Raw genomic sequence first — 23601 nt, 5'->3', positions numbered from 1 at the left:
TTTGTAGTGTGAAACAATTTTTCCAAAAAATATCTTCTATTGTAATGACACTATTAGTGTTGTTTTCTACTGTATCTTTTACTGTAGATAAACATTATTGTGGCGATATGTTAATGGATATGGCTGTGTTGCATAAAGCTGAAGCTTGTGCAATGGAAAAAGCGTTTTCTAAAACTTGTTCGGTTAACATCGAAAAATCTAGTTGTTGCTCAGACAAGCAAATTGTAATAGATGGTCAAGATGATTTAAAGATCACTTGGGATACAATAACTTTAGAAGATCAGCAATTTTTAGTTGCATATACATTGTCTTATGTAGCTTTATATACTGATGACACCTCACAAACTTTGCCTACAGATGATTATGCACCACCACTCATAGTGCGGGACATCTTAGTCTTACATGACACCTATTTAATTTAAAGTTTAGATAATTTTTAAGTGAATCCTATTATTCAAACAATAGGAAAACCTTGGTATGTCTTAATACCATTTATATTTATCTAATTACTTTAATTATGCTGAATAAAAGCATTAAATTTTTCATACAAAATAAGCTTGTAGCACTCATCTTATTATTAGTTATAATAGGTTGGGGCATAGTAACTTCTCCTTTTAATTGGGATACAGGTATTATACCAAAAAATGCCGTAGCTGTTGATGCCATTCCGGATATAGGAGAAAATCAACAAATTATATTTACCAAATGGCAAGGTAGATCTCCTCAAGATATTGAAGATCAAATCACCTATCCTTTAACATCGTCACTTTTAGGAATTCCAGGAGTTAAAACTGTGAGAAGTTCTTCTATGTTTGGTTTTTCTAGCATATACATCATTTTTGAAGAAGATGTAGAGTTTTACTGGAGTAGAAGCCGCATACTAGAAAAATTAAACTCACTTCCTTCAAATTTACTTCCAGATGGTGTAAACCCTACTTTAGGACCAGACGCCACTGGTTTAGGTCAAATATTTTGGTATACTTTAGAAGGTAGAGATAAAGATGGAAATGTAACTGGTGGTTGGGATTTACACGAGTTAAGAAGCATACAGGATTATAATGTAAAATACGCACTGTCTTCAGCAAATGGAGTTTCAGAGGTAGCATCAATTGGAGGTTACGTTCAAGAGTACCAGATAGATGTAAACCCAGAACTAATGCGGCAGTATAATATATCTTTAAGTCAGGTTGTGAAAGCTGTAAAGCAAAGCAATAAGGATATAGGAGCGCAAACATTAGAGATAAATAAAGCAGAATATTTAGTAAGAGGTTTAGGATACCTAAAATCTATTGAAGATATAGAGAATGCTGTAGTTACCTCTAAAGACTTCACTTCAATTTCTATAAAAGATATCGCAAACGTAGTCTTAGGACCCGAAACAAGACGTGGTATTTTAGACAAAGAAGGTGCAGAAGTTGTTGGTGGTGTTGTTGTAGCACGTTATGGTGCAAATCCTCTTGAGGTTATAAATAATGTAAAAAGCCAAATTGAATCTATTCAGACTGGTTTACCTTCAAAAACTTTAAAGGACGGAAGAGTTTCTCAAGTTACGGTGGTACCATTTTACGACCGTACTCAACTTATAAATGAAACTATAGGTACCTTAAATGAAGCACTTACTCTGGAGATACTTATCACCATATTAGTGATTATTATTATGGTATTTAATTTAAGAGCTTCAATACTTATTTCAGGATTATTACCTGTGGCAGTCTTAATGGTATTTATAAGCATGAAACTATTTAATGTAGATGCTAATATTGTTGCCCTTTCTGGAATAGCAATTGCCATAGGTACTATGGTAGATGTTGGTGTAATTCTCTCAGAAAATATCATAAGGCATCTTGATGAAAATGCTAAACAACAGGAAAAACAATCAATAAACTCAGTTATCTATAATGCCACAGCAGAGGTTTCTGGTGCAATTGTGACTGCGGTATTAACTACGATAATTAGTTTTATTCCTGTATTTACGATGATTGGTGCTGAAGGAAAATTATTTAGGCCTTTAGCGTTTACTAAAACTATGGCGTTAACTGCATCAATAATTGTAGCATTATTCTTAATACCACCATTTGCAGCATTTCTATTTAAAAAGAGATCATTTAAAGTAACGTACAGAATTGCCCTTAACGCTTCACTTATAGTAATAGGATTGTTTGGGTTATTTTTTGGGTACTGGTTAGGCCTTATGCTTATTGTATTTGGCTTGCTAGGCATATTAAAGCTTAAGCGATTACTTAGTGACAAAACTGCAAGTCAATTAACGATAGCTAGTGTAGTATTAGCAATAGTAGTATTATTAGCAATATATTGGAAACCTTTAGGAGTAAACCATTCTTTTTTTACAAACCTAATAATCGTCGCGCTTATTAGTTTCGGGCTCTTAGGTTTATTTACTCTCTTTCAAAAGTATTATACTTCAATTTTAAGATGGACGCTTAATCATAAGCTTGCATTTTTAAGCATTCCTACAATTATCGTCATTTTAGGAGCTATAATCATGCGTAATTCTGGGAAAGAATTTATGCCATCTTTAAATGAAGGGTCGTTTTTATTAATGCCTACATCACTTCCTCACGCAGGTATAGAAGAAAATAAACGGGTATTACAGCAGCTGGATATGGCTGTAGCAAGCATTCCTGAAGTAGAAACGGTTGTTGGTAAAGCAGGAAGAACAGAGTCTGCATTAGATCCTGCACCATTATCTATGTATGAGAATATTATACAATACAAACCAGAGTATAAGCTGAATGCTGAAGGTAAGATGCAAGCTTATAAAGTAGATGAAGATGGCTTGTTTATTCTTAAAAATGGAGCATCAATACATAATTTAAATTCCACTATCAATACTGAAACAGTTTCACAAAAACAAAAAGTTTATGAGAGTACCACACGTGTAAAGACCAAAGACTTAATTGAGGATGACGATGGAGAATATTTTAGAAATTGGCGTCCAGAAATTTCTTCTCCAGACGATATTTGGAATCAGATTGTAAGCGTGACTAATCTTCCTGGCATAACATCGGCTCCCAAATTACAACCTATAGAAACAAGATTGGTAATGCTACAGACAGGAATGAGGGCACCAATGGGAATAAAAGTAAAAGGACAAAATTTAAAAGATATTGAAGATTTTGGAATACAGTTGGAAAAAATCTTAAAGCAATCTGAAGGTGTAAAGCAACAAGCTGTATTTGCAGATAGGATTGTTGGTAAACCGTATCTACTTATAGATATTCAAAGAGATCAATTAGCAAGGTATGGTATTTCAATAGAAGAGGTACAGCAAGTACTTCAGGTTGCAATTGGAGGCGCGCCACTTACTCAAACAGTACAAGGTAGAGAACGTTATAATGTAAGAGTACGGTATCCTAGAGCACAAAGAGAATCGCCTCAAGATTTAGAACAAATTTATGTGCCAGTAGCTAATGGAGCACCAGTGCCATTAAAGGAGCTGGTAACCATTAAATATGAGAAAGGACCTCAAGTTATTAAAAGTGAAGACACATTTTTAGTGGGATATGTCCTTTTTGATAAGTTAGACGGTTATGCTGAGGTAAATGTAGTGGAGAATGCACAAGCAAAAATTAGAGATTATATAGCAAAAGGGCAGCTTACCGTTCCTAAAGGAATTTCATATGAGTTTACAGGAACCTATGAAAATCAACTTCGGGCAGAAAAAACTCTGTCTTTTGTAGTACCTATGGCGTTAATCATAATTTTCTTAATTCTATATTTTCAATTTAAATCTGTCTCTACAGCATTTATGGTATTTACAGGTATAGCAGTTGCATTTGCAGGAGGTTTTATCTTAATATGGTTTTACGGTCAAGATTGGTTTATGAATTTTAATGTGTTTGGTGAAAATATTAGAGACCTCTTTCAAATGAAGACTATAAATCTTAGCGTAGCTGTTTGGGTTGGGTTTATAGCCTTATTTGGTATTGCTACAGATGATGGCGTAGTAATGGCAACCTATTTAACACAAACCTTTAATAAAAACGAACCAGCTACTAAAAATGAAATTAGAGCAAGTATTGTTGAAGCAGGTAAAAAACGAATTAGACCGTGTTTAATGACTACAGCTACAACTATGCTGGCACTTTTACCTGTGCTTACATCAACAGGAAGAGGTAGTGATATTATGATTCCTATGGCAATACCAAGTTTTGGAGGAATGCTTATAGCTTTAATGACCTTATTTGTGGTACCGGTTTTATTTAGTTGGAGAAAAGAAATAGCCTTATCAAAACAAGAAAATATTCAACCAAATAACCCTAAATTAAGTTAACTATGAATTTTAGGAACAGCATATTTTTATTTAGTGTATGTCTAGCTATTGCTGGCAATGCACAACAACTTGATGTGTATTTACAGCAAGCAGAAACTACCAACCCTAAAATTAGTGGTGTTAATAATGAATACGAAATAGCCCTAGAAAAACGTAACGAAGTAAATACCTTACCAGATACAGAGTTTAGCGTAGGTTATTTTATAAGTGAAACAGAAACGCGTACTGGGCCACAGCAGTTCAAGCTTTCTGCACGGCAAATGTTACCTTGGTTTGGAACAATAACAGCTCGTAAAAATTACGTTGCTGCAATGGCAGATGCAGAGTATGTAAATGTAGTTATAGCCAAAAGGCAGCTAAAACTAAATGTATCTCAATCGTATTATAAGTTATATGCTTCAATGGATATGCAGAATGTGTTGCGAGAACAAGTTAGCCTACTTGAAACCTATGAAGAGCTAGCATTAACCTACATAGAAGTTGGTAAGGCATCAGCAGTCGATTTACTTAGATTACAGATACGAAAAAATGAACTTCTTCAAGAAATTGAAGCTTTGAAAAATACCTTTAAGGCTGAACAAGCTGAGTTTAATAGTTTATTAAATCAACCTGTAGGTACTCAAATAAAGGTGGTAAACCTAAGCCAAATGCCTTTGGATAGTTTGTCTGTAAGTAACACTACTGTAACTACACATCCTGAATTAATAAAATTTGACAAATTATATGAGTCTGTAGTTTCTAATGAAACACTAAACAAAAAAGAAGGAATTCCAGATTTTGGAGTAGGTATAGATTATATAAATGTTGCAGAGCGACCTTCTCAAAACTTTAGTGATAACGGTAAAGATATTCTTATGCCTATGCTTTCGGTTTCCATTCCAATTTTTAATGCTAAATATAAATCTGTGAGTAAGCAGAATGAATTACGCCAAGAGCAAATTACAAATGAACGTAAAGAACGAGAAAACCAATTAAACGCCGTTTTAGCTGAAGCATTAAGTGCTAGAGAAACTGCACTAATGAATTACAGAACACAATTAAAAAATTTACAACACGCTAAAGATGCAGAAGATATATTAACCAAAAGCTATGAAACAGGAATTATAGACTTTAATGATATTCTCGACTTACAGGAATTACAATTAAAATTTGAAAAAGCAATTATCAAAAGCATCACAAACTATTATTTGCAAACAGCAACATTAAATTACTTAACTAAATAAATATCTTAATTATGAAAAATTTACAATCAATAGCAATAGCATCAGTCTTAGTCTTAAATCTAATGGCTTGCAAAGACGCAGGAGAAACTAACAAAGTTGAACAGGTTACTTCTAAAGAGCACAAAGAAGAAGAACTTTCTAAGACAACAGAATTAGAGTTTAACAATGAAACTTCAGAACAGTTATTTAATTCATATTTAAAAATAAAAGATGCCTTGGTTGCTTCAAATTTAAAAGAAGCGAATAGTGGAGCAAAAGAGTTGAAAGAAGTGTTAGGAGAAGACCTAAAAACTGTAGCTATAATTCAAGAAGCCAAAACACTTGAAGAGGCAAGATCACAAATGCCAAGACTTTCTGATGAGATAGAAGAATTGGTATCATCATCTATAACAAGCGGTGCTATTTACAAACAATATTGCCCAATGGCTCTTAATAATACTGGTGGTTATTGGTTATCATCAGAAGAAAAAATAATAAACCCATATTTTGGAGATAAGATGCTAAAATGCGGTAAGATAGATAGTAAAATTCAATAGAGATTAAATGCTGGTTCTTTAAAAGAATCAATTTAGCGTATTAAATTTATAAGGAGTAACTGAATATTATAATTATGACACATACATATCATATTAACGGCATGTCTTGTAATGGGTGTAAATCTCATGTAGAAACTATATTGTCTTCTGTAAAAGGCGTGAAACAGGTATCTGTTAACCTTGAAAAGGGTACTGCTAACATAGAAATGGAGAAACATCTGCCTTTAAAAACATTTCAAAAGGCCTTAAAAGAAGATGGTGGTAGTTATAGTATTCATCTTGAAAAAAAAGAAGCTTCAGCAGGAAATGAAGAAACAACATCTGCTAAAACATCAAACAATGGTAACGGTGTTTATTATTGCCCAATGCATTGTGAAGGTGATAAAACATATGGGAATCCTGGAGATTGTCCTGTCTGCGGAATGGATCTGGTTGAAGAACAAAAACTACAACATACTACAGACCAATGGACGTGCCCTATGCATCCTGAAGTAGAAAAGGAAGAACCAGGAGATTGCCCTATTTGCGGTATGGATTTAGTTCCAAAACAACCAGATACTACATCTGAGGAGAAGAATTACAAAAAGCTCATTAAGAAATTTTGGATGGCTGTTGCATTTACGCTTCCAATTTTTTTAATAGCAATGAGTGAAATGATTCCTGAAAATCCGCTTTACACAGTACTAGAGCAAACTTATTGGAACTGGATACAATTTGCACTGTCATTGCCTGTGGTGTTTTATGCCACTTGGATGTTTTTTGAGCGCGCTTATAAAAGTGTAATAAGTTGGAATCTCAATATGTTTACTCTAATAGGTATAGGTGCTGGAGTTGCTTGGTTGTTTAGTGTTTTTGGATTACTCTTTCCTCAAGTTTTTCCACCGCAATTTAAAACAGATTCAGGTGCTGTACATGTCTATTTTGAAGCTGCAACAGTTATCCTAACTTTAGTGCTTATGGGGCAAGTTTTAGAAGCTAGAGCTCATAGCAAAACAAATTCTGCGGTTAAGGAATTATTAAAACTGGCGCCTAATAAAGCTATTAAAATTGTTGATGGTAAAGAAGAGGTAGTCGCCATTAAAAAAATAGAGAAAGGTGATATTTTGAAAGTAAAGCCTGGCGAAAAAATTCCTGTAGATGGCCATATTACCGAAGGGCATTCTTCCATAGACGAATCTATGATTACAGGCGAACCTATACCTGTAGATAAATCAGAAGATGATAAAGTTAGTAGTGGTACTATAAATGGCAACCAATTTTTCTTAATGAAAGCTGAGAAAGTAGGTAATGAAACATTACTATCTCAAATCATTAAAATGGTTAACGACGCTAGTAGGAGCAAAGCTCCCATTCAGAAGCTAGCAGATAAGGTTTCAGGATATTTTGTGCCAATAGTTGTTGGGGTTTCAATACTCACCTTTGGTATTTGGGCAATTTGGGGACCAAATCCAGCTTATGTCTATGCGTTAGTAAATGCGATTGCAGTTTTAATTATAGCTTGTCCTTGTGCATTAGGATTAGCAACACCTATGTCTATAATGGTAGGTGTGGGAAAAGGAGCTTCTCAAGGCGTGCTTATAAAAAATGCTGAAGCCTTAGAAAAACTGAATAAAATAGATACGCTTATAGTAGATAAAACAGGAACACTTACTGAAGGTAAGCCATCTGTTGAAACTGTAGTAGCTTTAGATAATAATTATACAGAAGCTGAGGTATTACAACTAATAGCTTCCCTTAATACCAATAGCGAACATCCTTTAGCAGATGCAACAGTAAATTATGCCAAACAAAAGGATGTAGATATATTAAAAGTCACAGCATTTAATTCAGTAACAGGTAAAGGTGTCGAAGGAAAACTAGATGGTAAAGCCTTAGCGTTAGGTAATTCTAAAATGATGGAATTTGCCAAAGTACAACTATCAAAAGATACTATTAATAAAGCGGCAGATTTTCAAAAAGAAGGAAAAACAGTTTCTTATCTTTCTTTAAATGAGGCAATTGTAGGTTTAGTAGTAATAGGCGATAAAATTAAAGAGACAAGTGCTAAGGCAATAACTCAACTTCAAGAAAAAGGAATTTCGGTAATAATGTTTACCGGAGATAATGAAGATACAGCAAAAGCTGTTGCAAAGCGTCTTAACCTATCAACGTTTAAAGCAGGAATGCTACCAGAGCAAAAACTAAAAGAATTAGAGAGTTTGCAAACTAATGGTCATTGTGTTGCAATGGCTGGTGATGGTATAAATGATGCACCAGCATTAGCCAAAAGCGATGTTGGGATTGCAATGGGTACAGGAACCGATGTGGCAATTGAAAGTGCCGAAATAACTTTAGTAAAAGGAGATTTACACGGTATAGTAAAAGCAAGAAATTTAAGCGAGGCAGTTATGAAAAATATAAAGCAAAACTTATTTTTCGCGCTTATTTATAACACTTTAGGAGTGCCTATTGCTGCAGGAATTTTATTTCCATTTTTTGGTGTGTTGTTATCACCAATGATTGCAGCTTTGGCTATGAGTTTTAGTTCAGTTTCTGTAATAGGGAACGCTTTAAGATTAAAAAACAAATCAATTTAAACTATATGAATTCTAAATCAGATAAAAAATCAGGAATAGGTAATTACACTAAGTTTATAGGAATGTTAATAGCATCATTTATAGCAATGTATATTACCATGTATTTAAATACTTACCAAATAGATCATGTGTACTTTAGCTTAACGCGTTTTTACATGACCTGTTTAGGAATTTCTACAATGGCAATAATTATGTTTTTAGCTATGCGTAATATGTATAAAAACATAAAAAAGAACATAGCTATTGTAGCAGGTAGTATTATCTTATTTGTTGGAGCTTTAGGGTTAGTTCGTGCTCAACAACCTATAATTGGAGACGTACTTTGGATGCGAGCTATGATTCCACACCATTCCATAGCAATATTAACAAGTGAAAGAGCTGAAATTAAAGATCCAGAAGTTAAAAAGTTGGCAGAAGATATTATTAAAGCACAGAAGAAAGAAATTGAAGAAATGAAACAAATGATAAAGCGCCTAGAAAGCAAAAACTAAAAACAATGAATAAGAACGTTATATATTTAATCTTTGCTGTTCTCATAGGGCTTTTTGCAGGTTGGTTATTGTTTGGTACAACATCAAACTCTTCTTCAGAAAATAAAACCTCTAAAGAAAAGAAGCATTCTTTGGAGGAACACAGCTCAGAGATTTGGACTTGCTCTATGCATCCTCAAGTTAGACAACAAGAGCCTGGCGATTGTCCAATCTGTGGTATGGATTTAATTCCAGCTGAAAGCTCTGCAACAGGATTGGCACCCAATGAGTTTAAGATGACAGAAAATGCTATGGCATTGGCTAATATTCAAACAACAGTTATTGGAGAAATGTCTTCCAGTAACTCATCTATAGAGTTGTCTGGAAAAATAAAAGCAAATGATGACAAAGCAGCTACACAACCAGCTCATTTTAATGGCCGTGTAGATCAACTTTATGTAACATCTGTAGGTGAAACTGTAAGAAAAGGACAAGCAGTAGCTAAAATTTATTCTCCGGAGCTTGTAGCTGCACAACAGGAACTTATTACTGCATACAGAATAAAAGATGCACAGCCTCAGCTTTATAATGCTGTGAAAAATAAGTTTATGAACTGGATGATACCACAATCACAACTTGCAGAGGTGTTAAAGACAGGAATCCCTAAACCTAGTTTTACAATTTACGCACAAGTTTCTGGAGTAGTAACAGAACTAATGGTAAACAAAGGATCTCACGTTATGGATGGGCAACCTATATTTAAAGTAGCAAATTTAAGTACCGTATGGGCAGAGTTTGATGCATATGAAACTACAATACAAGATATAAAAGAAGGTCAGGACATTAGTGTTGTAGTTAAAGCTATTCCTAATAAAACATTTAATGCTAAGGTGTCTTTTATAGACCCTATTTTAAATACAAGTACAAGAACTGTTCGTGTAAGAGCAACACTAAATAATAAAGAAGACTTATTAAAACCTGGTATGTTTGTTACCGGCACAATAAAACTTGACACCGATAATAATACCCAAATAACAGTGCCTAAAAGTGCAGTGTTATGGACAGGAGAACAGTCTTTAGTATATATTAAAACCACTGCTACATCACCAACATTTATAATGCGCAATGTTACATTAGGAAGAACTGTAAATGATAATTATGAAATACAGTCTGGATTAAAAATAGGAGATGAGGTAGTAACAAATGGCACATTCACAGTTGATGCTGCGGCACAGCTACAAGGCAAGCAATCTATGATGAACCCAACAACAGGTTCAGATACTATGAATAAACAACTAGAAGATTCAAGTTATTTAAACGATGTCATGATAAAATATATCGTTCTAAAAGATGCATTGGTAAACTCAGATACTAAGGCTGCCCACCAAGCTTCAAACAATCTTCTAAAAAGTATTCGAAATACTGAAGAACTAAAAGATGTTTCAGCTTTAAAAGCTTTAGAAACAACAACTCAAAATTTTATAAAAGCAGAAACTTTGGCACAACAGCGCTCTGCCTTTGTAGGACTTTCAAAAAACCTAATTAAAATATCAAAAGGGTTTAGCAGTCAAAACACCACATATTATATTCAAGAATGTCCAATGGCAAACAATAACAATGGTGCACAATGGCTAGCATTAGAAAAGGGAATTAAAAATCCATATTTTGGTGAGGAGATGTTAGATTGTGGTAGCGTAATTGGGCGTTTATAATTAACTTTCCATATAGTATTTATGGTACTTCATTTTGTTAGTTCATAGTTTTAGGGGCTATTAATTTGTAGTATCTGTAGTCACTTATTATCTTTAAATCATAATAACAGATCTATGACCAATACTTATAAACTCTCGGTTAATGATGAGTTTGAGTTTCAGTTAGATGCTCAAGACGTCAATTCCCTAGATACCAGCTTACAACCCAATAACAAACAACATATTTTAGAAGATTCTGCCTCCCAATCTGTACATATAGAAGGTAAAGATGTACTTAATCGCCAATATACAGTTCGTATAAATGGTAATAGATATCAGGTAGCCATTAAAAATGATCTCGATCTTCTAATTGAAGAAATGGGATTAAGCTTAGGAGCAGATGCTATAGAGAATGATATTTTTGCACCAATGCCAGGTGTTATTTTAAGTGTAGATGTAAAGGAAGGAGACAGTGTAAAAGAAGGCGATACACTATGCGTGCTAGAAGCTATGAAGATGGAAAACGCACTGCTTTCACCAAGAGATGGTGTTATTAAATCTATTGAAGTTACTACAGCAGACACCGTTGAGAAAAATGCCTTATTGCTTACCCTAGAACCATTATCATGAAAAAAATATTAGTTGCCAATCGTGGCGAGATAGCCCTTCGTGTTATGAAAACAGCACGCGAAATGGGTATAAAGACAGTTGCCGTTTATTCTGAAGCAGATAGGCATTCTCCACATGTACGTTATGCAGATGAAGCTATTTTATTAGGACCACCACCATCGTCGGAGTCCTACCTTTTAGGCGATGTAATTATAGAAAAAGCTAAAGCATTAAATGTTGATGCTATTCATCCAGGTTATGGCTTTTTAAGTGAAAACGCAGGTTTTGCTAAAAAAGTTAAAGAAAGTGGTATAGTTTGGATAGGTCCAGATACTCATGCTATCGAAGTTATGGGAAGTAAGTTAGCAGCTAAAGAAGCTGTAAAATCTTATGATATACCAATGGTTCCAGGAATAGATGAAGCTATTGAAGATGTAGATAAAGCTACAAGCATAGCTAAAGAGATTGGTTTTCCTATTCTTATAAAAGCTTCTGCTGGTGGTGGCGGAAAAGGTATGCGTGTTGTAGAAAAAGAGACAGAATTAGAATCTCAAATGAAACGAGCCATAAGTGAGGCAAAATCTGCATTTGGTGATGGTTCTGTATTTATTGAAAAATATATAGCATCTCCTAGACATATAGAAATACAAGTACTAGCCGATAAACATGGCAATACAGTTCATTTGTTTGAGCGTGAGTGCAGTATACAAAGACGTCATCAAAAAGTAGTTGAAGAAGCACCATCTAGTGTCTTATCAGAAACGCTGAGAGAAAACATGGGAGCTGCAGCTGTAAGAGTTGCAAAAGCTTGTGATTATGTTGGAGCTGGAACTGTAGAATTTTTAATTGATGATGATCATAATTTCTACTTCCTAGAAATGAATACAAGATTACAAGTAGAGCATCCTGTAACAGAACTTATTACAGGAATAGACCTTGTTGAGCAGCAAATTAAAGTTGCTAACGGAGAGACGTTATCCTTTACACAAGAAGATCTTAAAATTAATGGTCATGCAGTTGAGCTTAGAGTTTATGCAGAAGATCCTTTAAATGATTTTCTTCCAAGTGTAGGTAACCTAGAAGTTTACAAGTTACCAGAAGGAAATGGAATAAGAGTAGATAACGGTTTCGAAGAAGGTATGGAAGTGCCTATCTATTACGATCCAATGCTGGCTAAATTAATTACCTATGGTAAAACTAGAGAAGCAGCAATACAACTTATGGTTGAAGCTATAGATGCTTATGAAGTAGAAGGTATCCAAACAACATTGCCATTTGGAAAATTTGTGTTTGAGAATGATGCATTTAGAAGTGGAAACTTTAATACTCACTTTGTAAAAAACAACTATTCTCCAGAAAAACTGAAAGCTCAGTTTACAGAAGAAGCAGAATTGGCAGCTAAGGTAGTGTTAAGACAATACCTAAAAGATTCAAAACAATTAAGACTACCAAAATCGTAATATCAGGATGAGTAATATAAAAAAACAACTTGAAGAAAAAATAGCACAAGCTCATTTGGGTGGCGGCGAAGCACGTATAAAGAAACAACATGAAAAACATAAACTTACTGCCAGAGAGCGTGTAAATTATTTGTTAGACGATGGTTCTTTCGAAGAAATGGGCATACTGGTTACGCATAGAACAACAGAGTTTGGTATGGACAAACAGAAGTTTTATGGTGATGGTGTTGTAACAGGATACGGTACAATACAAGGCAGACTAGTCTATGTTTATGCACAAGATTTCACTGTTTTTGGAGGTGCATTATCAGAAACACACGCAGAAAAGATTTGTAAGGTTATGGATCACGCTTTAAAAGTAGGTGCTCCAATTATTGGTCTTAATGATTCTGGAGGAGCACGTATTCAAGAAGGTGTACGCTCTTTAGGAGGATATGCAGATATCTTTTACAGAAATGTACAAGCCTCTGGAGTTATACCTCAAATATCTGCCATTATGGGACCTTGTGCTGGTGGTGCTGTTTACTCACCTGCAATGACAGATTTTACCTTAATGGTACAGGATAGTAGCTATATGTTTGTTACAGGTCCAAATGTGGTTAAAACCGTTACAAATGAAACAGTAACCTCAGAAGAATTAGGTGGTGCAAGAACGCACGCCAATAAATCTGGTGTAACACACGTTACCGCTAGTAATGATGTAGTTTGTCTTGAACAGATTAAGCAATTATTAAGCTACTTACCTCAAAATAATAAAGTAAAAACAGAAGCTATTTCTTATGAGTTAAATGATGAGGTTAGAGAAGAACTAGAAGGTATTATACCAGACTCTGCTAATAAACCTTATGATATGCATACGGTAATTTCGGGGATAATAGATAAAGACTCTTTTTTCGAAATTCATAAAGACTACGCAGATAATATTATTGTTGGTTTTGCCCGATTAGGCGGAAAAAGTATTGGTATAGTAGCCAACCAACCTATGAGTTTGGCTGGTGTTTTAGATGTAGATAGCTCTAAAAAAGCAGCTCGATTTACGCGTTTTTGTGATGCCTTTAATATTCCATTGTTAGTATTAGTGGATGTTCCAGGATTTTTGCCCGGAACAGATCAAGAATGGAATGGTATCATTTTGCACGGTGCTAAATTATTATATGCTTTAAGTGAAGCTACAGTACCAAGAATTACAGTAATTACCAGAAAAGCATATGGCGGTGCATATGATGTTATGAATTCTAAACACATTGGTGCAGATATGAATTATGCTTGGCCAACTGCAGAAATTGCCGTAATGGGAGCAAAGGGTGCAAGTGAAATTATATTTAGGCGTGAAATAAAAGCAGCCGAAGATCCAGAGCTTAAGCTTTCTGAAAAAGAGGCAGAATATGCAGAAACCTTTGCTAATCCATTTAAGGCAGCACAGCGAGGCTTTATAGATGAAGTGATTATGCCTAAGGATACCAGACGCAAGCTTCTAAAATCTTTTGCTATGTTAGAAAATAAAACAGTGTTAAGACCAGAACGCAAACATGGTAATATTCCACTTTAATTAGAAAAACATATTTTTTGAAGGAGATGATTTTGAAAATTAAATCATCTCCTTTTTTATTCATTTTAAAGCAATTATAATTTCTTTTTATAGAAACCTTGGTTTTGTTTTTCGTAAGCATTAAAAAACTGTAATTTTGCAAAGTTTTTTAGAATGGCTATGGCAAACACAACTTTTGGAATAAATAACAAAAAAGAACTTTACGATTATCAAGCAACCGATATTGCGAAAATCTTCGACCGTATCGAGAAGCATCCAGATAATTACAATCTCCTGTATCAACTTCCTACAGGTGGCGGTAAAACAGTGATATTTTCAGAATTAGTACGCCGTTATATAGAGCAAACCAATAAAAAGGTAGTTATTCTTACACACAGGATAGAGCTTTGTAAGCAAACTTCTAAAATGCTTAAAGAGTTTGGTGTAAAGAATAAAATTGTAAACTCTAAAGTTAAAAGGCTTCCAGATCAAGACAAGTACAATTGTTTTGTGGCAATGGTCGAAACTCTAAACAATCGTTTACAAGATGATATTTTCGATGTAGAAGATGTAGGTCTTGTAATTATAGATGAAGCTCACTATAACTCATTCAGAAAGCTTTTCAAATTCTTTGAAGGCTCTTTTATGCTAGGTGTCACTGCAACTCCTTTAAGCTCAAACATTAAACTTCCTATGTATGAGGTTTATGATGATCTAATTGTAGGAGAAGATATACCTTCATTAATTAAAAGAGGATTTTTAGCAAAAGCAAAAACCTATAGCTATGATGTTCATTTAGGAACATTACAAGTTGGGATGACAGGAGATTATACCGTAAGATCTTCCGAAGAACTTTATGGAAATATGGTAATGCAAGGTAAACTCTTGCAAGCCTATGAAGCCAAAGCACAAGGTACAAAGACCTTAATTTTTAATAATGGTATACGTACTTCAGAAGAAGTTTATACTACTTTTAAACGCGCTGGTTACGAAGTAGAGCACTTAGATAATACACACACTAAAGAAGAGCGTAAAGCTATTCTTAAGTGGTTTAATGAGACTCCAGATGCTATCTTAACATCTGTTAGTATTTTAACTACAGGTTTTGATGAACCTTCTGTTGAAACAATTATACTTAACAGAGCTACAAAATCATTAACGCTATACTATCAAATGATAGGACGTGGTTCTCGTGTGCTTGGTGATAAGAAAGAATTTACAGTTTTAGATCTTGGTAATAACGCTGCACGTTTTGGTATGTGGAGTGAACCTGTAGATTGGCATCGTATCTTTAAATCTCCAGACTATTTCTTAGAACACCTTCGTAGTGATGATGAGATTGAACGTGAGTTTAAATATGTTATGCCAGACGATTTAAGAGAGCGTTTTAAAAATACCGAAGACATCTCATTTAATGTTCGAGCAGAATATGAGAAGATTATGAAGTCTCATGGAAAGTCTAAGATGGTTATTGAAAAATCTATAGAGCAACACTCAAAAATGTGTATTGAAAACAGTGAAGATGTTTTTGATGCAAGAGAGCTTGCTAAGCTACTTAAGGATGATATAGAGTATAGAATACGTATTTTCTCATATTGTATAATAAACAATACCAAGAACTATAAAAATTGGTTACAAGAAGAGTATATGCGTAAACTACGCTTAAGCTTTAACGGTAAGTTTTAGTATTCAAGAAACTTGATTTAAGTTATAAAAAAAACAGCAAGCCATTAAGTGCTTGCTGTTTTTTTATAGCTTTATTACTAAGGATTAATTATTTGCAACCTCAGTTTCAATTTCTTGAATTCGTTTCGAAACCGCTTCAACGTCATCTAAAACTCTTAATAAGTTTCCAGACCAAAGCATTTCAATTTCTTTTTGAGTATAACCACGCCTAACTAACTCTAATGTTACATTAAAGGTTTCTGAAGCATCTTCCCAACCGTGAATACCGCCACCACCATCAAAATCTGAACTAATGCCTACGTGAGAAATTCCAATTTTTTCAACGAGATAATCTATATGATCTGCAAAATCTGAAACATTTACAGGTGCTACTTCCTGCTTTAAGGCTTCAACCTTCTCTTTCGAAGCATTTATAACTTTTCTATAATTATCATAATATGCCGTTCTTGCTTCATTGTCTAAAAGTCTTACGCTATCACGCTCAATGATTTCAAAACCCATCTTTTGTCCAACTGATTTGTATAACTTTTGCTTAGCGTCATTAAATGCATTGTGCTTTTCGGTATTTAAATAACTGCTGAATGCTACAGTTTGTACAACACCATTGTTTTCTTTTAACCATTGTAACTGCTCATCATCTAAATTTCTACTATGATCGCAAAGCGCTCTGGCAGATGAGTGTGAAGCTATTATTGGCGCTTCGGTTAAATTTATCATTTGTCGCATGGCTTCTTTAGATGGATGAGATACATCTATCATCATACCAACACGATTCATTTCAGAAACCACTTCTTTTCCTAATTCACTTAACCCATTATGTAACCAGACACCATCTTTTTCTCCAGTGTTAGAGTCTGATAATTGGCTGTGCCCATTATGTGATAAAGACATATAGCGTGCACCCATATCGTAAAATGTCTTGACGTTACTAAGATCTGTACCTATTGGGTAACCGTTTTCTATACCTATCATCGCAACAAGTTTGCCTGATTCGTGTATATCTTTTACTTCTTTAGAGGTTGTTGCTAAAGCAATATCATTAGGAGCAATACTGTCTACTAACCTATGTATAGCTTCAAATTTTCTAATAGCATTATCGTATGCGTTTTTATAACCTATGTCATTTAAAGAGTCTTGTCCTGTATACACAATAAACCAAGCCACATCTAAACCACCTTCTTTCATATTAGGAAGATTAACTTGTGTTTCTAGATTTTGTGTATAGTTAATAGAGTCAGTGAAATTTCGAATATTTATATCACAATGTGTATCTAAAGTGATAACTTCTAAATGAATAGACATGGCCTTTGCAAGCAGTTGATTTTCGGTTAGTTCTTTAGGTTCAATATCTTTACAACTTATTGAAATAAAGACTAATAATACTAGTGAAAGGACATTTCTCATTGGTGGTAGTTTGTAGCTAAAGTACAACTATTCACTAAAATATGATTCTTTAGTGGTTTAAGCTTTCTCAATTTTTGGTATCTTAGATGGCTAAATCTTACTATATAATGAAATACCCATTAGTTGTATTAACCGCGCTACTAGTAGTATTAGGGTGCGCCAACCAAAAACCAACCACAAAAAAATCAACCAATACACCTACATCTTCAGCTTCAAAAGACGATAAGATAAAACCTTATTCAAAAGTCATTACGAGTGCTGCAAAAACAGATGATGGTCTATTTAAAGTTCATCAAATAGGTGAAAAATATTACTATGAAATACCGAATGCTGTCCTGCAAAAAGATATGCTTTGGGTAAGTAGGATAGCTCAAATACCATCAAATTTAGGTGGTGGTTATATGAATGCTGGAAGTAAAACTAATGAGCAAGTGGTACATTGGGTTAGGTTTCAGGACAAAATCTTATTAAAGGTAAAAAGCTACTCAGAAGTTGCTTTGGATACGTCTGCAGCAATTAATAATTCTGTCTTAGTAAATAATTATGAGCCTACACTTTATGCGTTTGATATTGAAGCCTTGAGTGCAGATAGTACAGCTACGGTTATTGATGTTACTAAATTCTTATCTTCAGATGTTCAGGCTATAAGTGGGTTGAGCTCAAGACTAAGAAAATCTTATAAAGTAAAAAATCTAGATAAGGATAGAAGCTTTATTAATAACATAAAGACATTCCCTGAAAATATAGAGGTTAAACAGGATTTTACCTACAATGCTTCTGAGCCACCATCAAACTCAGCTACAGAGTCAATAAGTCTTCAAATGAATCAATCTATGATTTTGTTGCCTGAAGAACCAATGCAACCAAGATTATTTGATCCTCGTGTAGGTTGGTTTACAACAAGCCAAATAGATTACTCGAGCGAAGCTTTAAAAGCAGATAAGAAAACTTATATAAGACGTTGGAGATTGGAACCTAAAGATCCTGCTGCTTATGAGAGAGGAGAATTGGTGGAGCCTATTAAACCAATAGTTTATTATTTAGATCCTGGTACGCCAGAGAGTTTAAAAACCTATATAAAACAAGGTATTGAAGATTGGCAAAAACCTTTTGAAACTGCAGGTTTTAAAAATGCAATTATAGCTAAAGATGCTCCAACCAAAGAAGAAGATCCAGATTTTAGTCCAGAAGATATAAGATACTCTGTAGTGCGTTATGTTGCTAGTACCACCAGAAATGCTGTTGGGCCAAGTGTGAGTGATCCTCGTTCTGGAGAAATTATAGAAAGTGATATTATCTGGTATCATAACCACCTTAGGTCTTACAGAAATAGATATTTATTAGAAACTGGCGCAGCAAATCCTTCAGCTAGAACTTTAGATACTAATGCAGAAGAAATAGGAGAGATGATGCGTCAAGTTATTGCACATGAAGTAGGTCATGCCTTAGGTTTTCCTCACAATATGGCAGCCAGCTATGCATATAATGTTGAAGATTATAGAGATGGAGAGTTTACTCAAAACAATGGTATAGCTGCCAGTCTTATGGATTATGCGCGTTATAACTATATAGCACAACCTGGAGATGAAAATATAAGATTTGTACGCCAAATGGGACCATATGACCACTATGCTGCAAACTGGGGTTATCGTGTTATTCCTAATGCAAATTCTCCAGAAGCAGAGTTGCAAACTTTAAATTCTTGGATACTAGAAAAAGCAAATGATCCAAAATATAAATTTGGAAAACAAAGTAGTAGTTTTGATCCACAATCTCAAACCGAAGCTATAGGAAACAATCCTATAAAAGCAAGTACATATGGTATAAAAAACTTAAAGTATGTTGCTGAAAATTTACCAAAGTGGACATCAGATCAAACTAATGATTATGCAGATTTAGAAGAACTGTATGGAGAACTTTTAGGGGTTATGTCTCGTTACGTAGGACACGTAGTTACTAATGTTGGTGGTGTTTATGAAAATTTAAAAACACCAGAGCAAGAAGGTAGTGTTTATACTGTTGTAGATAAAGACACGCAAAAACAGTCTGTATCTTGGTTACACAATACAATTTTTGAGACACCACAATGGCTAATTGATAAAGCTATTGTTCAAAATATATCTGAATCTGGTTATTTTGAACGCCTACGTAGTTTACAAACAAGACATTTAAACAACCTATTAAGCTTTGATAGAATAGGACGCTTAATTAATGCTGAAACTACTGAGAATGAGTATTACTCTGCTTTAGAGATGTTACAGGATGTTAAAAGAGGAATCTTTAATGAAGTTACTTCTGGAAAGCCAACAGATTTATATAGAAGAAACTTACAACGTGCTTTTGTAGAGCAAATGGAATATTTACTAACTGAAGAAATGAGTCGAGGAAGATATGGCGAGGTATATTATACAGTTGATCAAAGTGATGTGCGCGCTTTAGTAAGAGGAGAACTTAAGTTATTAGAACGCCAGTTAAAATCTGCAAGATCGTCTAACACATTAACAAAATACCACTATGATGATTTAGAGGATCGTATTAATTTAATCCTTAATCCAGAAGGTTAAGAGTTTTAATTATAGAACATAAAAAAGCCGCTTTATTAATTTAAAGCGGCTTTTTTATAAATAAACAGAGTCGTAAAACTATCCTAAGTATTTCTTTAAGATCTTACTCTTACTTTCGTGACGCAAACGTCTAATTCCTTTTTCACGAATTTGACGAACACGCTCTCTACTTAAATCAAAAGTTTCACCTATTTCTTGTAAAGTTAACGGCTGTTGTCCTCCAAGACCATAGTTAAGTCTAATAACATCTGCTTCACGTTCTGTAAGGGTATCTAGAGCACGCTCTATCTCAACACTTAAAGAATCTTGCATTAAGTTATTATCTGGGCTTGGGCTTTCTCCACTCTTTAATACATCGTATAAGTTAGAGTCGTTTTCACCTTCTTGAAATGGCGCATCCATAGAAAGGCTACGTCCAGAGTTTTTCATTGCAGTTTTCACCTTGCTTACAGGCATATCTAACTCCTTTGCAATTTCTGCAGCAGAAGGCGGACGCTCATAAGCTTGCTCTAAATAAGAGAATGTTTTATTAATCTTGTTAATAACACCAATCTTATTTAAAGGTAAACGTACAACTCTAGAATGTTCTGCTAGTGCTTGTAGTATAGATTGACGAATCCACCATACGGCGTAAGAGATAAATTTAAAACCACGAGTTTCATCAAAACGTTTAGCGGCTTTAACTAAACCAACATTTCCTTCGTTAATTAAATCTGGTAATCTTAATCCTTGATTTTGGTATTGCTTGGCAACAGACACCACAAAACGTAAGTTAGCTTTCGTTAACTTCTCTAATGCTATCTGATCACCTTCTCGTATTCTTTGTGCTAACTCAACTTCTTCTTCAGCCGTTATTAAATCTAGTTTACTAACGTCTTGCAGGTAGTTATTTAAAGATTTAGATTCTCTGTTTGTAACCTGCTTGGTAATCTTGAGTTGTCTCATATATTCTAGGGATATTTTCGTTTAACACCACATAATGCATTAAATTTTTGGATTTTCCAAATTTTTAACATTTTATTTTAAATTTAGTAACTTAATAAACGGTAAAATGTGATGTGTTTTACAGTTTTCATTTCTTTGTTATATAACGCAAAAACTATACCTTTTGTTGTTTATATTTGCGCAATAAAACCAATTCAATATCATGTCAGATAAAAAGCAAAAACAAGAGTTTGAAGAAAACGATTATATTCTTCAAGATACACCTAAAACTAAAGTAGGAGCCACTATCATAATAGTAGCTGTTATTATCTGTATTATCGCTATTATACTTTCTGGAATTTACTTTGAACTTTGGTAGAAGCTTCTCAGTTTACACATTTACCAAAAATTAAAACACAGCGTATTGCTGTAAAACTTAACAAAACTGCCCAAGGTTTAGTTAAACAAGGTCATCCTTGGGTATTTTCAGATAGTATTGTAAAAGAAAGTCATTCTCCTAAATCTGGAGATTTGGCCATTATTTATGATAATCATACTAATAAGCTTATTGCCTTAGGATTGTATGACATAGATTCTCCCATAAAAATAAAGGTATTACACAATGGCAGTCCTGCTACTATAAATTCCTCTTTTTTTGAATCTAAAATACATACTGCCTACGGTAAACGATTAGACCTTTTAGATACCAACACAAACGCTTACAGACTCCTTTTTGGGGAGAATGACAATATGCCAAGTTTTATTGCAGATGTATATGCAAATGTCTTGGTTATTAAACTGTATTCTGAAATGTGGTTACCTTATTTAAGTGATATTCTTCCACATTTAATTAATACAACTCAAGTAAAAACAGTTGTGCTTAGGTTAAGTAGAAAACTTGACCAGCTCTTAACAACTAAAGGTTTGTCTGATGGATCTATTCTGTATGGAAAACTAGAAGATGAAGAGGTGCACTTTTTTGAACACGGTATTAATTTTAAGGCCAATGTTATAAAAGGCCATAAGACAGGATATTTCCTTGATCACAGATACAATAGAAAACGTGTTGGAGAGTTGAGCAAAGGAAAATCTGTTCTCGATGTGTTTAGCTATGCTGGAGGTTTTTCTGTTCATGCATTAGCTAAAGGAGCAAAAGATGTTACTAGTTTGGATATTAGTGCACAGGCATTGGCAGTAGCTAAGGAAAATGCAACTTTAAATGACCATAAAGGTACACATCATATAATTGAAGGAGACGCTTTTGAAAAACTACAACAACTCATACAAAAGAACAGAAAGTTTGATGTTGTAGTTATTGATCCTCCAAGTTTTGCAAAGAAAGCAACAGACGTAGAAAAGGCTTTAAAAAAATATGCGCAACTTGCTAAAATGGGTGTACAAGTTGTATCTAAAAATGGCATACTTGTATTGGCATCTTGTAGCAGTAGAGTAGAGGCTCAAGATTTTTATGCTATGGCAGAAAAAGCTTTAAAACAACAAAATGTTATTTATAAAGTTTTAGATAGAACAGCTCACGATGACGATCATCCTATATCGTTTGCAGAAGGTGCTTACCTTAAAACTATATATTTTAAAATATCACAATAAAAAAAGGCTTTCTAAAATTTAGAAAGCCTTTTTAAATTAAAATTGAATTGTGATTATCCTTCTTTACTCATTAGTGCAAAGAACTTATCAAGATTTGGAAGAATTAAAATTCTTGTACGTCTGTTAGCAGCTCTGTTTTCATTAGAGTCATTAGCCACTAAAGGTTTATAAGAACTACGACCAGCAGCAATCATTTTTTCTGGAGCAACATTATAGTCGTCTGCCAGTTTTCTAATAATAGCTGTAGCACGTTCTGTACTTAAATCCCAGTTGTCTTTAATATAACTTCCTTGTTTTACTGTACGATCATCTGTATGACCTTCAATCATTACCTCAATAGCTGGTTCTGAGTTTATAACAGCAGCTAAACGCTCTAACAAGCTATTAGCTTTATTACTAACTCTATAACTACCACTATTAAATAATAATTTGTCTGACACAGAGATCATTACCACAGTCTCGTCGATATTAACATCAATATCTTCGTCGTTACCATCAAAATTCTCTCTCATAGACTTGGTTAAGCTATAACCTACAGCTAAGTTAATTGAGTCTTGTAAGGTTTTTGCATTTGCTAGTTTTTGAGGATCAACGTTTTGCAATGTCTTTCTCATTTGCTTTTTCTGATTTTCAGAAATTACAGCGACATCACCAACTGTTTCAAATTTAGCATCACTCTCGTCTTTAAGAGAATTAATTTTAGTGTTGTAAGCTTCAACACGATCCTGAATAGAATTGTATTTTGCTTGTAATTCCTCTTTTTCAACTTGAGTTTTAGTTAAAGTAGATCTTGTATTGTCATATTCGTTTTGTAATTGAACATACTTTTTCTTAGATACACATGATGTTGCTAAGATTCCTATAGAAAGTGCTGAAAGCACCATAACTTTTTTCATTGTTTTAGTTTTTGGTTTGAACCATGATAACAGAGATTGCATGGCTTTGGTATTTCAGATTACTTATTGTTATGTTAAATGATGTGAAGGTTTGTTAATTAAAATGAGGGCGTTTATAAACTAAAAAAACCT

17 protein-coding genes are annotated in these 23601 nt (G+C 34.0%); 14 read left to right on the top strand and 3 right to left on the bottom strand.

Annotated features, from left to right (window positions below; all coding sequences use genetic code 11):
* Positions 1-8: 8 nt before the first annotated feature.
* The 11 genes from CA2559_RS11250 to CA2559_RS11200 all read left to right on the top strand — a co-directional run bounded on the left by CA2559_RS11250 (position 9) and on the right by CA2559_RS11200 (position 16073).
* Entirely contained in the window at positions 9-422 is a 414-nt protein-coding gene (locus CA2559_RS11250; protein ID WP_041241008.1) for an HYC_CC_PP family protein, read from the top strand.
* A gap of 95 nt (positions 423-517) precedes the next feature.
* Positions 518-4294 (top strand): efflux RND transporter permease subunit, encoded by a 3777-nt coding sequence (locus CA2559_RS11245; protein ID WP_013188016.1) that lies wholly within the window; start codon positions 518-520, stop codon positions 4292-4294.
* A 2-nt stretch (positions 4295-4296) separates the two neighbouring features.
* Complete coding sequence (locus CA2559_RS11240) at positions 4297-5517, top strand: TolC family protein (RefSeq protein ID WP_013188015.1); 1221 nt, start codon at positions 4297-4299, stop codon at positions 5515-5517.
* An 11-nt stretch (positions 5518-5528) separates the two neighbouring features.
* The gene (locus CA2559_RS11235; RefSeq protein WP_013188014.1) at positions 5529-6053 is read left to right on the top strand and encodes a DUF3347 domain-containing protein; all 525 of its coding nucleotides are present in this window, start codon (positions 5529-5531) and stop codon (positions 6051-6053) included.
* A gap of 74 nt (positions 6054-6127) precedes the next feature.
* Positions 6128-8629 carry a heavy metal translocating P-type ATPase gene (locus tag CA2559_RS11230; RefSeq protein WP_041241006.1) on the top strand — a complete coding sequence of 834 codons (2502 nt, stop codon included), beginning with the start codon at positions 6128-6130 and terminating at the stop codon, positions 8627-8629.
* Between the two features lie 5 nt (positions 8630-8634).
* Positions 8635-9120, top strand: coding sequence for a DUF305 domain-containing protein (locus CA2559_RS11225; protein WP_013188012.1), 486 nt, complete (start codon positions 8635-8637; stop codon positions 9118-9120).
* Positions 9121-9125: 5 nt separating this feature from the next.
* A complete protein-coding gene (locus CA2559_RS11220; protein WP_013188011.1) occupies positions 9126-10811 on the top strand; it encodes an efflux RND transporter periplasmic adaptor subunit in 1686 nt (561 codons plus the stop codon).
* Between the two features lie 114 nt (positions 10812-10925).
* Entirely contained in the window at positions 10926-11420 is a 495-nt protein-coding gene (locus CA2559_RS11215) for an acetyl-CoA carboxylase biotin carboxyl carrier protein subunit (protein ID WP_013188010.1), read from the top strand.
* Positions 11417-12859, top strand: coding sequence for an acetyl-CoA carboxylase biotin carboxylase subunit (locus tag CA2559_RS11210; RefSeq protein ID WP_013188009.1), 1443 nt, complete (start codon positions 11417-11419; stop codon positions 12857-12859). The genes CA2559_RS11215 and CA2559_RS11210 overlap by 4 nt, the downstream gene beginning before the upstream one ends.
* A 7-nt stretch (positions 12860-12866) precedes the next feature.
* On the top strand, positions 12867-14408 hold the full coding sequence (locus CA2559_RS11205; RefSeq protein ID WP_013188008.1) for an acyl-CoA carboxylase subunit beta: 1542 nt from the start codon (positions 12867-12869) through the stop codon (positions 14406-14408).
* A gap of 159 nt (positions 14409-14567) precedes the next feature.
* Positions 14568-16073, top strand: coding sequence for a DEAD/DEAH box helicase (locus CA2559_RS11200; protein ID WP_041241212.1), 1506 nt, complete (start codon positions 14568-14570; stop codon positions 16071-16073).
* 84 nt (positions 16074-16157) lie between these two features.
* Here the strand turns inward: CA2559_RS11200 and CA2559_RS11195 are convergent, their stop codons facing one another.
* Positions 16158-17477: a dipeptidase gene (locus CA2559_RS11195; RefSeq protein WP_013188006.1), complete on the bottom strand. Its 1320-nt coding sequence runs from the start codon at positions 17475-17477 to the stop codon at positions 16158-16160.
* A gap of 107 nt (positions 17478-17584) precedes the next feature.
* Here CA2559_RS11195 and CA2559_RS11190 point away from each other — a divergent pair, with 107 nt between their 5' ends.
* Complete coding sequence (locus CA2559_RS11190) at positions 17585-20041, top strand: zinc-dependent metalloprotease (protein ID WP_041241211.1); 2457 nt, start codon at positions 17585-17587, stop codon at positions 20039-20041.
* Between the two features lie 78 nt (positions 20042-20119).
* Here CA2559_RS11190 and CA2559_RS11185 read toward each other — a convergent pair whose 3' ends face one another.
* Positions 20120-20986, bottom strand: coding sequence for a sigma-70 family RNA polymerase sigma factor (locus CA2559_RS11185; protein WP_013188004.1), 867 nt, complete (start codon positions 20984-20986; stop codon positions 20120-20122).
* Positions 20987-21188: 202 nt separating this feature from the next.
* Here CA2559_RS11185 and CA2559_RS13890 point away from each other — a divergent pair, with 202 nt between their 5' ends.
* Both CA2559_RS13890 and CA2559_RS11180 read left to right on the top strand, forming a co-directional pair.
* Entirely contained in the window at positions 21189-21344 is a 156-nt protein-coding gene (locus CA2559_RS13890; RefSeq protein ID WP_013188003.1) for a hypothetical protein, read from the top strand.
* Entirely contained in the window at positions 21338-22573 is a 1236-nt protein-coding gene (locus CA2559_RS11180; RefSeq protein WP_013188002.1) for a class I SAM-dependent rRNA methyltransferase, read from the top strand. Before CA2559_RS13890 ends, CA2559_RS11180 begins: the two co-directional genes overlap by 7 nt.
* Before the next feature lie 53 nt (positions 22574-22626).
* Here CA2559_RS11180 and CA2559_RS11175 read toward each other — a convergent pair whose 3' ends face one another.
* The gene (locus CA2559_RS11175; protein ID WP_013188001.1) at positions 22627-23469 is read right to left on the bottom strand and encodes an OmpA/MotB family protein; all 843 of its coding nucleotides are present in this window, start codon (positions 23467-23469) and stop codon (positions 22627-22629) included.
* Between the last annotated feature and the right edge of the window lie 132 nt (positions 23470-23601).

This window comes from Croceibacter atlanticus HTCC2559, from assembly GCF_000196315.1.
In the GTDB taxonomy this organism is placed as follows: Bacteria; Bacteroidota; Bacteroidia; order Flavobacteriales; family Flavobacteriaceae; genus Croceibacter; species Croceibacter atlanticus.
Note: the sequence above shows the minus strand (reverse complement) of the source record. Positions and strands in the feature narration are given on the sequence as shown.